Consider the following 14,760-nt stretch of genomic DNA (forward strand, 5'->3'; position numbering starts at 1 on the left):
TTCGTCGCCACTTGTAGGAGCCTCAGATGCCGCTGGTTCACATCCACATCTCGGAAGGCAAGACCGATCAGCAGAAGCATGATCTGATGCTCGCCATCACCGAGGCGATCGAGAAAAGCATCAACGCGAATCGCTCGGCGATCCGCATCTTTCTCCACGAACTGCCGCTGACCCATATCATGGTCGCGGGCAATATTCCGGGCGGCGCCAAACCGCCGGCCGCTGGCTGACAAGAGGAAAGCCGCATGAATCGCGTCAAGCTCGGTACTTTGGAAGTATCGGAACAGGGGCTCGGCTGCATGGGCATGAGCGAGTTCCGCGGACACAGCGACTGGGACGAATCGGTCGCGACCATCCAGCGCGCCGCAGATCTCGGCGTGACGTTCTTCGACACCTCCGACATCTACGGTTCGGGCCACAACGAAGTGCTGCTGGGCCGCGCCGTACACGGCTTCCGCAAGAAGGTGGAGATCGCGACCAAGTTCGGCATCGACCGCACCGGCGGTGATCTGGCGTGGACGGTCCGCGGTGATCGCGCCTACGTCAGGCGCGCCTGCGAAGCCTCGCTGGTGCGCATGGAAACCGACTACATCGATCTGTATTACATCCACCAGATGCCGCGCAACGCCGAGATCGAAGAGACCGTCGGCGCGATGGCGGAACTGGTCAAGGAAGGCAAGGTTCGTGCAATCGGCCTGTCCAACGTGACGGCCGACATCGTGCGCCGCGCCTGCGCGGTCGCTCCGATCGCCGCCGTCCAGCAGGAATATTCGATGTGGACGCGTGAAGTCGAAACGATCACGCCGACGATGGCCGAGTTCGGCGTCGGCCTGGTTCCATTCGGCCCGCTGGGCCGCGGATTTTTGACCGGCGCGCTCGAGATAGACAAGCTCGAAGACAGCGATCTGCGCAAGGTCAATCCGCGTTTCACCGGCGACGCGGCGGCCGCGAACCAGGCGATCGTCGACTCGGTGCGCGACGTCGCCAGACGCTATGGCGTGCCGACTTCGCATGTCGCGCTCGAATGGGTGCGTGCACAAGCGCAGCGGCTCGGCGTCAGCGTGGTCGCGATTCCCGGCACCAAGCGCCGCAGGTGGCTGGAAGAAAATGTCGCAGCGCTCGATTTGAAGCTGAGCAAGCAGGACCTGCTGGAACTCGACACCGTCGCCGATCGTGCCGTCGGCGCATCGTTCGAGTTTCAGAAGCGCGTCGCCTGGAGCGACAACAAAAGTTGAGATGCTGCGCGCATCGCCCTGCCGATCAGGCCCGGAACCGGGTTGGTCAATGCGATCAGCAGGCTCGTCGTCATTTCATAACCTCGCATCGTCTTAAAGCGGAAACTGCAGGTTCGCGGCCTGCTCCGACATCCGCCAGAGCTTGTCCTGCAGATTGGGGCTGCCGGCACGGCCTGGCATACGCACACGCACCGGCAAACCCCAGAGCTGCATCGGCCCGCCGGGTGCAAAGAACTCGCCGCCTTTTGCCTGCGGATCGAGCGCCGCGCGCAGCGCCGGCAACGCGCCTTTTTCAGCGCTCTGAAATTGCAGCAGGCTTTTCGCCAGCGAGGGTTTCATTCCCCCCATCGGCGACCGGATCAGATCGGTACGCGCGCCGCCCGGATGCGCAGCGACCGCGATCGTCGAAGCCCCGGCGCGATCCAGCCGAAGCTGCAACGCACGGGTGAACAGCAGTATCGCCAGCTTCGATCGTGCGTAGGCCAGGAATGGCTGGTAGTTGGCAGCGCCGCCCCGCCAATCATCCGGAATATCGTGCGCGACGTGATAGGCCAGGCTGCTGATTCCGACCACCCGCGATCCCGGCGCTTTCAGCAGCGAACCCAGCAGCAAGGCGGTCCAGACGAAATGCCCGAGGTGGTTGACCGCCATCTGCGACTCGACGCCTTCCGCCGATACGGCGAACGGCGGCGTCGCGATGCCGGCATTGTTGATCAGCAGATCAATGCGGGCATGTCGCCGGGCCAGGACATCGGCTGCCGTTCGGACCGAATCCAGACTTCCCAGATCGACCTGCAAGGTTTCTATTGTTCTGGAGCCGGTTTTCTCGCCGATAGCGGCGGCCGCATCCTGCGCCCGCTGTTCGCTGCGACAAGCCAGCACGACCGTCGCCCCGCGTTGCGCCAAGACGCTGGCGATCTGCAAGCCCAGTCCGGAGTTGGCGCCGGTGATCACGGCAACGCGTCCGCATTGATCGCGGATCGCGGGGCCATCCCAAGGTTTCCAGCTCATATGGACTTCGCACCTCGCCGCTGCGTCTACTACCAATCGACGCCGCGGCGGCGCTGCGACAGTAAGCGACGCCGCAGGATCTCGCTGCGCTCCTCGGGCGAAATGCGGCGCGTCGTGGCGGGCAGTTCATCCTTCAGCGTGCTGAATGGCACGGTCTTCAGCGTCGGAATCGGCACGTCGTCGCTCCAGTTGTAGCGCGCGGCGATCAGGCCGTGGCGATGACCGCTCGCATCGAGCCAGTTCGGCACGCCGGGGTCCTGGTGCGCGATCACCGCGCGAAACTTGCCGTCGTCGTCGATCACCGCCTGATGTCCGTTGATTGAAACCTGCCGGCCAAGCCAGTCGTAGATTTCCCAGAACGGGCTCATCAGCCCGAACATCCAGTATTGCGCCTGCGGCGGCGTGACTTCGAGAATGATGGCCTCATCCGGACCCAGCGTGAAACGTCCACGGCCGTAGCGCTGGGCGCGGAAGGCATTGCCCTCGCCGATCAGGCCCGACGGGAACGGCACGACGCCGGGCTCGCCCTGATAGTGCAGCGCAATGCCCTGCTTCAGCGGCGCCCATACCGTGTCGACGAAGTTGATCAGGCGCTCGAAATTGTCGACGTGATGCTTGGCGGTCAGCGCCTGCCGCGGATAGGTCGCACCGATTCGTTCGATATAGAAATCGCCGGGGACCTCGTTCTCGTAGTCGTAATACCACTGGCGGATATACAGATGCGCGTGGCCTTCCGGCAACTTCACCCAGTTCCTGCCCTGCTGCTCCTTGCTCAAGATCACCTCGAAGCTGCCATCCTCCTCGAAGTGCATGTCGCTCTTGCCGCCAACGATGTCGCGCATGCCGCCGATGCTGACCGCCTTGCTGAGCTGCGCGATATCGCCGTCCCACATCTCGATATCGAACAGCTTCGCCGTGCCGCGCTTGCCGAAAATGCGGTAGGAGTAATCGCCGTGGAGATTGACGAAGGAGTAGGTGCCGTCGGGGTTGGTGTAGCCCCAGTTCAGCCAGGGCGAGATGATCTTGATGAAGCTCGGATAGTCCGGGGTGTTGCCCTCGAGCTGGGACACCAGGCCCGCCGAAAAAACGCGGGTGAAGTAACGCAGCGCCTCGCCTTGCAGTAAATCGTCGGTGATCTGCTTGTCGCCGAAAACCACTTCATCGCCGCGGCGCAGCAGGGTTTCCACCAGCCGCGTGGCCAGCGCACGGAAATCGTAGTCCTTGCTCATCTCATGCTCCTGAGGTTTTCACGCCGATGCGGCCGAAGCGTTCGCCACACTGTTTGATGTAAGCCGAGAATGCGGATTGCAACTGCTCCGCTGTCAGCCCATAACGCTCCAGTGAATACCGGTGCTGGCCGAACGGGTGCTGCGGGTTGCTGGCTTCCCAGGCCAGCATCGCTTTGGCGACACTCTCGTCCAGAGACCGACCGCTGTTGGCGTAGAGATCGCGCACGGCCGGGATCACGTCGTGATGGATGTCGTCATAGCAGATATCGAAGATCCGGCCGTTGTTCAGGCGATCTCGCTGTTCCAGATGACGGTTCAGTATCTGCGACCACCAGATGAGCTGCTCGGCGCCGAGTTCGGCCAGGTCGATGTCATGGGTCAGCAGGTGCCGGAACACTTCGACGATCCTGCAGCTCGACGGCAGCGCGACCAGCGGATCGCGATAGGTGTGCACCACGACCGCGTCCGGGAAAACCTCGAACAGCGAATCGAGATTGCCGATGTGCAGCGGCGACTTCAGCACCCAGGGTCGCTGGCCCTCGGCGCCACGCTGCCATTGGATGTATTGCAGGATCTGCTTGAAGTACGCGAGCGACTCGCGATCCGGATTGCCGTTCACGCGCTGCCAGAACGAGGGCGCGCGCAGGCGCGTGCAATTGGCCTGGGATTGGAAATCCGTTTCGATGACGAAAGACTCTTCTTCCGGCGCATCGACGAAGGCCGGATGCGCAGTCAGAAAATCCGCGGAATGCTGCGCGATCAGATCGATGTAGCCGGAGCCGATGGCGATTCTCGGATCCGGCTCGCCAGCGCGATGGCCAGGCACCGGTGCGTAGTTCAGGATTTGCCAGAACGGCAGGCTTTGCACGGCGGGATCGGCCGCCAGTACGCGTTGCAGCTTGGTGGTTCCCGTGCGCGGCATGCCGGTAACGAAGACCGGGGCGCGCACGATCTCATCGTTGATCTCCGGATGCTTTTTAAGATCGTCCACCCAGCGCAGCCGGTTGATCAGCCAGCCGACGATCACCATGCCGAGGCGATCAAAGGCCGCTGCATCCAGGTGGGCCTCGCTCGCCACGCATTGCAGCCACCAGGCACAGCGTTGGACGAATCCCAGGTCGCCGAAATCGTCCAGACCCGCCTGCTCACTGGCGGCGGCCATCAAGGCCCGCGTTTCAAGCAATGAAGTCTCCGCAGAATCATCACCCGCAGTTTGCCTGGCTGCGGCCACCCCGTGATTCGCCAATGCCGTGCTCCAATGCCCTGAAAGAAGATGGTGTCAACGCCGCTATCTTGGTCGAATGCAGCGTCGATTGGCAGGAACATTTCTGCTCTTTTTGAAGGATGCTGCTGAATGTTATTGGCGAGTCGCCGGATGGCTGACTAAGCCGAAGAACGCTTGTGTAGCATGCAGCCACCGTTGCGGCGCGGGCCTACAGGTGAGTGCGTGAACTTCATCGAGCAACTGACATCCTTCGTTGGCGCTGATGACCCCTACGACTACCGTCTGAGCGATGTGCGCGAGCTGCAGCTCGCTGCTGCACATCAGCGCTTCGAGCGTGCACGCGGCGCGATGCCAGTGCTCGACCGGCGGGCCTCGGATTGCGGAATCGAGAAGATCACGCAGGTCCGCGATCTGGTGCCGCTGATGTTCTCTGACGCGACCTACAAGAGCTATCCGGACTCCTTCATCGCCCAGAGAAAATGGAACGCGCTCGGCGCCTGGCTGGATGCCTTGTCGACTTCGGCCGGCGCCGCGCAACTTAACTACGATGGCGTCACCGACATCGACGGCTGGATCGCGCGGCTGGCCGACCACGGTCACACCGTCTACGTTTCGAGCGGCACCTCCGGCCGCTGTTCAATCTTCCAGGTCAGCCAGGCCGACCGCGAAATGGACGTACGCGGTTTCCGCTCTGCGTGGCGCTGGAAGGCAGGCGTGCAGCCGGACCGCAGCCGCCCGGTGTTCGCGCTGATGCCGCGCAGCGGCGCCCATCGCATGATGGATACCTTCGGCATCGTCGTGCGCGACTTCGGCCGGCCTGACGCCACCTATTTTCTCAGCGACACGCCGCTGCTCGTCAGCGAGGTCAATCGCATGGCGCGCCTGAGCAAGGACATCGCCGCGGGCACCGCCACGCCCGGCGATATCCACGCGGCTGAACTTGCGGTCGCCGCCAAGCAAGCAGCTTCGCGTGAGGCAATGAGACGCATGGGCGAGGCCGTGACCCGACACCGCGACGAGCCCTCGTTCTTCGTCGGAACCTGGGCTCCGATGTTCGCGCTGGCGCAAGCCGCCAAGACCTCCGGGCTTGTTGGCGGTCTGCATCCCGATACCTTGTTCCAGACCGGCGGCGGGCTAAAAGGCGCGGTGCTGCCGAACGACTACCGCGAACAGATCGAGAGCATTCTGGGCCTCAAGCCCGCGCGCAATCTCTCGCTCTACGGCATGACCGAGCTGACGCCGTTCATGCCGCAATGCGCGGCCGGCCACTATCACCTGCCGCCGTGGCATGTGGCGCTCGTACTCGACAAATCCGGCGAGCAATTGCTCGCGCCGGAGGACGGACGCGTCAGCGGCCGTCTCGCTTTTTTCGACGTCAGCATGGACGGCCACTGGGGCGCGTTGGTATCGGGGGATCACGGCACGCTGCAGCTGACGCCTTGTGCCTGCGGTCGCCGCGGTCCCTCGCTGCTGCACGACATCGTGCGCTACCGCGACCTCCCCGGAGGCGACGACAAAGTGAGCTGCGCCGGAACCATCGATACCTATGTGCGTGGCGTAATCGGAGGCGAGACTTTATGAGCAGCTTGACGGGCACGGTGGTCGGCAAAGTCATCAAGGTGCCGCATATCGTTCACGGCAAGGCGGTGTTCGGCGATGCGGTTGAACACCGGTCGCGCGTCGGCGACCTGTTTCTGACGCCCAAACTTGATCTCGACGCCCTGGTCCGCCCGCGCAGCGAGCCGGGCCCGGCCTTCGAAGTTCCGCTGCGCGAGATCCTGGACCTGCTCGGCGAAACCGGACGCCGTCTGAATCTCGACACCAATCCTCATCTTGCCGAAGCACTCGATCTGATCTCCGCCTCGAGCCGGCACAGCCGGCGCGTGGTCGAGAACACCTACCGGGTGATCGGCCAGACTTTCGAGCCCGGGGCCCTGGGCTACCAGGTCGAGCGCGAACTCGGTCCCGGCGTCATCGACGGCTGGGTGCCGGTGTACAAACCCAATGCGCCGAGCTGTCAGGTCCGCGCCTTCCCGCCGCGGCTGGTGCATATCATGGCCGGCAACGGGCCGCCGGCGGCGTCCATCAGCATCATTCGCGGCGCGCTGACCAAGGGCATCAATCTGCTCAAGCTGCCGTCGAATGATTTGTTCACGGCGACGGCGATTCTGCGCACGATGGCCGACATCGCGCCCGACCACCCGACCGTGCGCTCCTTCTCCGCCGCTTATTGGCGCGGCGGCGACGAGGCTGTCGAACGCCTGATCTACCGGCCGCAGTATTTCGACAAGCTCGTCGCCTGGGGCGGCGAAGCCACGATCCGTCACGCGCTGAAATACGTCGGCCCCGGATTCGAGTTGGTGCAATTCGATCCCAAGGTTTCGATGTCGATGATCGGCCGCGAAGCGTTCTGCGACGCCGAGACGCTGGAGCGAGTTGCCGGGCTGGCGGCGGAAGACGTCAACATGATGAATCAGGAAGGCTGTGCCTCCAGCCGTCATCAATTCGTCGAAGGCGACGTCAAAGAGGTCGACCGCTACTGCGCGGCGCTGGCGCGCCAGTTGGCGGTCGACCGCTTCTGGGGCGATGGCAAGATCTGGAAAACACCGGCCGACATCCGCGACACGGTCGAGGGGCTGCGCTTTACCGGCACGCACGCGGTCTTCGGCCACTACGACGGCCGCGGGCTGGTCGTGCGCTCGAACGAGCCGGTGGACTTCCACCCGATCGCCAAGACCGTCAACGTCATTCCCGTCGCCAGCCTGCGCGATGCGGTGCGCTACGCCTCGGTCGCCACGCAGACCGTGGGCATCTACCCGCGCGAGCGCAAGGCCGAAGTCCGCGACGCGCTGGCGAATGCCGGCGTGCAGCGAGTGGTGACGCTCGGCTCGGCGATCGGCCTCGCCACCACCGGCCAGGGCCTGCCGCACGATGGTTTTCTGCCCTTGCAACGGCTGATGCGCTGGGTCAGCGACGAGGAGTCCGAGTGATGGCCGGCACGACCACGGCACTGGATCAACTCCTCGCACGCATCGACGACGAAGACCCCTTCTACTACCGTCTCGAAGATGTCCGTGCGCTGCAACTGCAAGCAGCCGACGAGCGCTTCCAGCAACTGCGCCAGCAGATGCCGGTGCTGGATCAGCGTTCCCAGGACACCGGCACGGAGCGCATCTCCGGCCTTGCCGACATGCTGCCGCTATTTTTCTCCGACGCCACTTACAAGAGCTATCCGGAGTCGCTGGTCGAGCAGCGCAACTGGAAAGCGCTCGGCTCCTGGGTCGAGGCGACTTCCGCCGGCGCAAACATCGCGCAAGTCGATGTCGAGGGCGTGCAGGACATCGATGAATGGCTGGCGCGGCTGCGCGACGCGGGCCAGTATCTTTACGTCTCTTCCGGCACTTCGGGCCGCGTGTCGCTGTTCCACGCCAGCGCCAAGGATCGTGAACGCGACCTCGCGATGTTCCGGCTCGCCTGGCGCTGGGCCACCGGCGCGGTGCCGGACCAGAGCCGCCCCGTGTTCGCCCTGTTCCCGGTCAAGGGCTCGCACCGGATGATGGACAGCTTCGGCCGCATCGCGCGCGATTTCGGACGCCCGGACGCGATCTATTACCTGTCCGACCAGCCGCTGCGCGTAACCGACGTCAACAGCCTGGGCCGCTTGCGCAAGGCGATCGGCGCCGGTACCGCGACGCCGAGCGAAATCGACGCTTTCGAACAGAAAAGCGCGGAAAAGCAGGTCGAGATGCAGCAGTCGCTCGAACGCTTGGCGGACGCGGTGGTACGCCATCGCAATGAACCCTGTTTGTTCATCGGGACCTGGGGACCGGAATACAGGCTCGTCAAGACGGCGGTCGATCGCGGTCTGGCAAGCGGAGTGCACCCTGATTCCGTCATCCTCGCCGGCGGCGGTCTCAAGGGAATCGTTCTCCCGCCAGACTTCAAGGAACAGCTCCAGCAGGCGCTGCGGCTCGACAATTCCCGCTATCTGCTGCTCTATGGCATGGCCGAACTCTCGACCATCATGCCGGCCTGCTCGCAGCGCCGCTATCACATTGCGCCCTGGATGATCCCAATCGTCCTGGACAAGGACAGCGAGCGGATTCTCGAGCCGAAGGACGGCCGCTTGACCGGCCGACTCGGCTTCTTCGATCTCGCCCTCGAAGGGCGCTGGGGCGCGCTGATCAGCGGCGACCACGGCACGGTCGATCTCAAGCCCTGTCCCTGCGGGTGCCCGGGCCCGAGCATCCTCGACACGATCGTGCGCTATCTGGATCTGCCGGGCGGCGACGATCGGGTGAACTGCGCGGGCACCATCGACGCCTACGTGCGCGGTGCGCTCGGCAGCGCAGTGGCGTAGGCCGGTATCACCACGAAGCCAACAAAACGCGGACGCAATACGCCGTCGCAGATCACTACAACAAAAGGGCGACCAGAGCCCAACTACGGAGGAGATTCCCGTGAATGTAGAAGCAGAAAGCAGGTCACCCACCGGTGTGCGGCTCGAATCGGGCGTTGAGAACAGCGGTGCCGATCCAGGACTGAAGGATCTGGAGCCCGCTGCGCTGCTTGCGGCGGCATCAAAGGAGGCCGGGCTGGACGACTACGGCGACGAGGCTTTCATCGAGCCGCTCACGCAGCTGATGCGCTCGATCATAGCCGAAGCAAACCTGAGCGCGATCGGTCTTCTCGGCACGCGCGCGCGGATGGTCCAGTGCCTGGTGAACCGCCTGCGGCTGCAGCAGGACCTCAAGCGGTATCCGGAGATACTCGACGAGGACGTGTCCGATCCGATCGTGATCGTCGGTCTGCCGCGCACCGGCACCACCAAGCTGCAGCGCATGCTGTCCAACGATCCGGCGGTGCAGAGAACGCCATTCTGGCTGCTGCTCAATCCCGCGCCGCTGCCGGGCTGGAAACGCGGTGAGCCCGACGCACGCATTGCGCTGGCGCAAGTACAGGCCGAGGCGCTCGCACAGCAACCCGATTTTCTCGCCGCGCATCCGATGGCGGCCGAAGAAACCGAAGAAGACGTCTTCATGATGGAGATGTCCTTCGAGGGCATTCTGCCGCTGACTCAGTATCGCGTTCCCTCGTTTCATGCCTGGGTGCGTGACCGGCCGCGGCAGGCTTTCTATGCCTACGAAAAGATTCTGTTGCAGTACCTGCAGTGGCAGGGCGGCGGCCGTCGCGGCCGGCCCTGGGTGCTCAAGGCCACCACGCATCTCGGCGACCTGCAGGCGCTGATCGACACGTTTCCGGGCGTGACGCTGGTGCATTGCCACCGCGATGTCAGCACGTCCATGGCCTCGACGATACGCGCCGCCGAAGGCTTCCGCGGCCTCATGGCCAATGATCTCGATCTCGTCGCGCTGGGCGCGGACTACCTGCGCATCTACGCCGACGAGATGTCGCGCTATCTGCCGCAACGCAAGCGGCTCGAATCATCATCGGGAATCATCGACGTGCGCTACGACGACATCGTCCACGATCCGATCGCCGTCATCCGCGGGATTTACGCCGTCCGCGAGCGGGTGCTCACGCCCGATGGCGAAGCCGCAATGCTCGGCTGGCAGGACGAAAATCCGCAGTACCGCTACGGAAAAATTTCCTATTCGCTCGAACGCTATGGCCTGACCAAGACGGCGGTCGAGCAAGCATTCGCGGGCTATCGGCAGCGCTTCGCGGAATGGCTAGGTAACCAAGGAGGAAGCAATGAGACTTGAAAATGAAGTGGCCATCGTCACCGGTTCAACCAAGGGCCTGGGGCGTTTCGTCGCGGAGCGCTATGCGGCGGAAGGGGCAAAAGTCGTCGTATCGGGCAGGAACGCAGAGGCCGGCAACAGGGTGGTAGCGCAGATCGCGGCCAAAGGCGGCAGCGCAATTTTCGTGCGCGCGGATGTGATGATCGAAGAGGACGTCAAGAACCTGATCAAGACCGCCGTCGATACCTTCGGCAAGCTGAGCATCATGGTCAACAACGCCTGCCCGACGGAATTCGTCTACGACGCCGCGATCGCGGGTGACGCCAGCGGCAGCGCTACCTCGCGCAGAGACGGATCGGTACGAAACATCTCCACGGAGAACTGGCAGCAACTGATACTCGGAACGCTGACCCAGGTGTTCTGGTGCTGCAAGTATTCGATCCCCGAGATCGCCAAGGCGGGCGGCGGCTCGATCATCAACGTCTCGTCGCAATCGGGCATGCAGGCGCAAGCCGGCCTGGCCGGTTACTCGTCCGGCAAGTCGGCCCTGTTTGGGCTTACCCGCTCGATTGCCATCGAGGAAGCGCCCAACGGCATTCGCTGCAATTGCATCTGCGTCGGCGTGATTCCCGGCGAGGCGCCGGCCGCTGCGGATAAGGCAGAGGCGGCGGCATGGGAAGGCGAAGTCGGTTCCTTCGGCTGGGCCATACGGACCGCGCCCTTGCTCGGCATGGGAGAAGGCGGTGACATGGCCAACCTGGCGCTGTTCCTCGGCTCCCGCGAATCCAAGTATCTGACCGGCCTGATCGTGCCGGTCGACGGCGGCTGGACCATCAACTCGCACCTGCCTTCGCTCGATCTGCTGCACAAGGAAGCGGAACAGACCAGAGCGAAAGACCGAGGTGCAGCATGAAACCCAATACGCGTCGGCCCGTCCCTAAACACCCCTTCCTCGCCGACTCCTCGTATACGACCGGCCACGTCAACGTTGCGATCGCACTCAATACGCCGGCGATCGGCTTCGGCGATATCGGCCGTCCGCTGAGTGCCGACGAGATCAGCTGGCTGCCCGCCGGCGGATACATCACCAGCATTCGTTACTCGGGTGTGTATCCCGATGGCAGAAGAGTGGCCTGGACCGGCGGCGGCTCGCTGCTCTACAAGTACGACGCCGACAGCAGAGCGGTGCTGGCCGAGACGGAAGTCTTGCCGATCGGCATCCGCATGACGGCCGAGGCAGTCCGGCGCCATGTGGACAGGATCGACAGTCTCAGCGGCAAGGAACAACTGGCAGTGGCGATCCCGCCGATCAGCACCGACCTGGCGCCCGTCGTCTATACGATTTATCACAACTTCGTCAGCAACGAGAACGAGCAGTATCTCGGCGTCAACGACCTGGCAAACAAGCGCATCCAGCTGCGTGTCTATGGCGATGCCGTCGAAGGCGACCCTGCCTCCGCTATCGCTTTGCGGCGCGAACTGACCCTGCCGGATGCGGACCCGTTCAAGGCCATGCTCTTCAGCATCAGCATGACCTTCGATGGAACGGTGCTCGCGATGCTGACCGACGGAACGCTGTTTGCGATCTCGCGCGATCTGAAACTGCTGGATCGCATCTCGCTGGCCCACGATCCGATCAACGCCACGCCCGGTGCGGCCGGCAAAGACAACGAGACCCTCAACCTGTTCGTGCGCAACGTGCTCTCGCTGGACGACGATGGCGGCATCTACATCCTGCCGCGCGATTATCTGCACCGTGTGCAATGGACCGGCAAAAAGTTTTCTCGGGATGAGGCGGACGGCGCCTGGCGCGTCGCTTACGACTCCGGCCCCAGAGGTTCCGGCACGTCGCCCAACATGATGGGTTGGGGCGACGACGAGGACAAGCTGATTATTCTGTCCTCGGGAACCGAGCCCTATGTGATGGCCTACTGGCGCGACAAGATTCCACACGACTGGAAGGGCTTGCCCGGCGAGGACCGCCGCCTCGCGGCGCGTGCGCCGGCGTACTACGGCGATGAATACCATGCAAAGGGCTCGATCAAGGAATTCACCAATGCCGTGAAGGGCTACGGCGTGTTCTTCGGCAACGACATGGCGGTGGGAAACTACGCCAGGGATGTCGGGTTCGTATCGACCGCCGAAGGCGGCGGTTATGCGTCGATGGACGAGTTCCTGGCGTTTGCATTCGGCGTGGGCAAGAAACCGGAATACACGCCACGCGCCGGCCTCAAGCTCGAATGGAATCCGCGCAGCCGCAGCTTCGACCACCAGTGGCGCACGCAGCGCAGCTTCGCGACCATGCTGCCGATCATCGACGGCAACGATGTGCTGTATTACATCGGCACCGAGAACGGCGTCTGGACACTCGAAGGCATCGACTGGAACACCGGACAGCTCAAGTTCAAATACGAGCTCGGTAGCAGTCAGCGATTCAATCCGGTAGGGACAGCGCTGGAGATTGCACCCAACGGCGCGCTGGATTGTCCCTGCGGCGGCGGTCTGGGCTGGGTCAGGGTGTTGCCCAAGCCTGCTGCAGCACCGGCTTCCTAAGTCATTCGGAGAGACCCGCATGGCCGAGACGCGAGCCTTCAACACAATGTACCCCGGCTATTTCCAGACGGCCTACGTCACGACCGACATCGACCGCGCCCAGGAGCAGCTTGGCCGGGCGCATGGGATTCGGGACTGGTATACCAACCGCCGTTTCGAATATGCCGTTGCTCCCGGCAAAACCGCGACGATAGCGCTCGCGCTTGCGTATGTCGGTGACAGCCAGATCGAGATCATCGAGCCGATGGCCGGTGAATGTGCGTTCTACCGGACGGCGCTCACCGACACGAGAGACTTCCAGCTACGGTTTCACCATCTCTGCCAGGCTTTCGACACAGTTGAACAGTACGAGGCGAAGTTCGCCGAACTCAAAGGCGAGGGCGTCGATCTGCCCGTACAGATCACACGGGATATGAACAACGGTCTGTCGCTCGCCTGCTACGCCGATTTCCGGCATCGCTGCGGACATTTCATCGAATACGTCTGGTTCAGCGAACTGGGGCGTTCCTGGATGAGTTCGGTGCCGCGCAATTGAAGGTCGATATGGTTTCAGCGTCATGTCCCTGCGACGATCGAACGCCCCGGTTTTCCGGCGGTTCGCATGAATTATTCTGCTGACTGGGAAGTATTCTGCTACCCGTTTTTGCCGGACGTTGCGTTCTCCAAACCGCGGAGCAATGATCCCGCATACATTCATATACCCCTGCATCGACGGCATTAGATCGTTTATGCATTGCGCCGTGCGGAATGAGCGCAGGCGTCAAAAATATAAAATAGAAAGCGATGGAGAGAGAAGCATGGTGTCTTTAGCAAATCGCCCGAAAGCCGAGGTGCGTCCCGATGATTCCATCGAACGGATCGCGTCCTTGCACCCCAATCACGCCAAAGTGATCGCATCCTCCGACGGGCTCGGCTGGCAGGGGCTGCACCTGGAGGTCTGTACCAACATCGGATATGACGGCGATGAGCTGATGGTGGATGGCCACTATGTGGGCATTCAGCTCAATGACGAGTCCATGGTCATCGGCAGACGAAACGCAGCAGGCGGCTGGTCCGAAACGATCATGCCGTCTCGATCGCTGTGGATACATCCGGAAGGCACGCCGTTTTCTGCGCGGCACTCGAGTTTTTCGCGCTGGGCGGGCGTCGTCATCGACGGCGAGTTCCTCGATTCCGTCATGGGACAGCATCACGAATTGCGTGCCGGACACGTCGTCGAAGACAAGCTGCTGTCGCATTTACTCGCCGCCTTGGTCAGCCAGATCTGCGACGGAGACCCGCGCACGGCACTGAACAAGGCACTATCGACTTCGCTGATTCATACCTTCGTGTTCGCCCTCGGTTGCCGACAGGGAGCGCCGGCGCCGGCCTTGCTGCATTACGGCGGCATTGCGCCCCATCAAATAAAGGCCTTGAAGGCCTGGCTGGATGAAAACATCGGCAGCGCTTTGAAAGTGGAGGCGATGGCGGCCCGCGTCGGGCTGTCAACAGCGCACTTTGCGCGCGAGTTCAAACGATCCACCGGCATGACGCCCTGGGCCTACGTTGTGGAACTGCGCCTGAATCTGGCGCACAAGCTGTTGCTCGCAGGCGAAAACGCCCACGATGTCGCCACCCGTTGCGGCTTCGCCGACCGCTCGCATCTCTGCCGGGCCTTCAGGGCGCGCTTTGGTGTATCGCCACGCGAGCTTGCGGCTCGTTCCATCGGCTTGAGCGATGCCGGAAACAGCGTGAAAGCTTGAGCCGTAGTCGTCTGAGCTTCATCAATCGGCGGCCTCCCGGATTGATCTGGGTATCGGCCG

The 14,760-nt window shown here is 63.0% G+C and carries 13 protein-coding genes; 10 read left to right on the forward strand and 3 right to left on the reverse strand.

Annotation, left to right across the window (positions count from 1 at the left end; all coding sequences use genetic code 11):
- The first annotated feature begins 26 nt into the window (after nt 1-26).
- The gene (locus tag JWQ90_RS12610) at nt 27-230 is read left to right on the forward strand and encodes a tautomerase family protein (RefSeq protein ID WP_299694373.1); all 204 of its coding nucleotides are present in this window, start codon (nt 27-29) and stop codon (nt 228-230) included.
- 15 nt (nt 231-245) lie between these two features.
- Nucleotides 246-1,235 (forward strand): aldo/keto reductase, encoded by a 990-nt coding sequence (locus tag JWQ90_RS12615; protein ID WP_299694376.1) that lies wholly within the window; start codon nt 246-248, stop codon nt 1,233-1,235.
- 93 nt (nt 1,236-1,328) lie between these two features.
- On the opposite strand, the gene JWQ90_RS12620 is transcribed toward JWQ90_RS12615, so the two are convergent.
- The 3 genes from JWQ90_RS12620 to JWQ90_RS12630 are packed head-to-tail and all read right to left on the reverse strand — an operon-like array spanning nt 1,329 to nt 4,637.
- Nucleotides 1,329-2,246, reverse strand: coding sequence for an oxidoreductase (locus JWQ90_RS12620; protein WP_299694379.1), 918 nt, complete (start codon nt 2,244-2,246; stop codon nt 1,329-1,331).
- Nucleotides 2,247-2,275: 29 nt separating this feature from the next.
- Nucleotides 2,276-3,475, reverse strand: a complete 1,200-nt coding sequence (locus JWQ90_RS12625) for a DUF1214 domain-containing protein (protein WP_299694383.1) — start codon at nt 3,473-3,475, stop codon at nt 2,276-2,278.
- 1 nt (nt 3,476) lies between these two features.
- Entirely contained in the window at nt 3,477-4,637 is a 1,161-nt protein-coding gene (locus JWQ90_RS12630) for a sulfotransferase (protein WP_299694386.1), read from the reverse strand.
- 285 nt (nt 4,638-4,922) lie between these two features.
- On the opposite strand from JWQ90_RS12630, the gene JWQ90_RS12635 reads away from it, so the two are divergent.
- The 8 genes from JWQ90_RS12635 (at nt 4,923) to JWQ90_RS12670 (ending at nt 14,700) form a co-directional block, all read left to right on the forward strand.
- Nucleotides 4,923-6,281, forward strand: coding sequence for a hypothetical protein (locus JWQ90_RS12635; protein WP_299694389.1), 1,359 nt, complete (start codon nt 4,923-4,925; stop codon nt 6,279-6,281).
- Nucleotides 6,278-7,690 (forward strand): acyl-CoA reductase, encoded by a 1,413-nt coding sequence (locus JWQ90_RS12640; protein ID WP_299694392.1) that lies wholly within the window; start codon nt 6,278-6,280, stop codon nt 7,688-7,690. The genes JWQ90_RS12635 and JWQ90_RS12640 overlap by 4 nt, the downstream gene beginning before the upstream one ends.
- Entirely contained in the window at nt 7,690-9,060 is a 1,371-nt protein-coding gene (locus JWQ90_RS12645) for a hypothetical protein (RefSeq protein WP_299694395.1), read from the forward strand. Before JWQ90_RS12640 ends, JWQ90_RS12645 begins: the two co-directional genes overlap by 1 nt.
- Nucleotides 9,061-9,160: 100 nt before the next feature.
- Nucleotides 9,161-10,426 (forward strand): sulfotransferase, encoded by a 1,266-nt coding sequence (locus JWQ90_RS12650; protein ID WP_299694398.1) that lies wholly within the window; start codon nt 9,161-9,163, stop codon nt 10,424-10,426.
- Nucleotides 10,416-11,318 carry an SDR family NAD(P)-dependent oxidoreductase gene (locus JWQ90_RS12655; RefSeq protein ID WP_299694401.1) on the forward strand — a complete coding sequence of 301 codons (903 nt, stop codon included), beginning with the start codon at nt 10,416-10,418 and terminating at the stop codon, nt 11,316-11,318. The genes JWQ90_RS12650 and JWQ90_RS12655 overlap by 11 nt, the downstream gene beginning before the upstream one ends.
- Nucleotides 11,315-12,958, forward strand: coding sequence for a hypothetical protein (locus tag JWQ90_RS12660; protein WP_299694404.1), 1,644 nt, complete (start codon nt 11,315-11,317; stop codon nt 12,956-12,958). Before JWQ90_RS12655 ends, JWQ90_RS12660 begins: the two co-directional genes overlap by 4 nt.
- A gap of 19 nt (nt 12,959-12,977) precedes the next feature.
- Nucleotides 12,978-13,493, forward strand: a complete 516-nt coding sequence (locus JWQ90_RS12665; protein ID WP_299694407.1) for a VOC family protein — start codon at nt 12,978-12,980, stop codon at nt 13,491-13,493.
- A 262-nt stretch (nt 13,494-13,755) separates the two neighbouring features.
- Entirely contained in the window at nt 13,756-14,700 is a 945-nt protein-coding gene (locus JWQ90_RS12670; protein ID WP_299694410.1) for an AraC family transcriptional regulator, read from the forward strand.
- Nucleotides 14,701-14,760: the final 60 nt, after the last annotated feature.

This window comes from Hydrocarboniphaga sp. (assembly GCF_028291725.1).
GTDB lineage: Bacteria > Pseudomonadota > Gammaproteobacteria > Nevskiales > Nevskiaceae > Hydrocarboniphaga.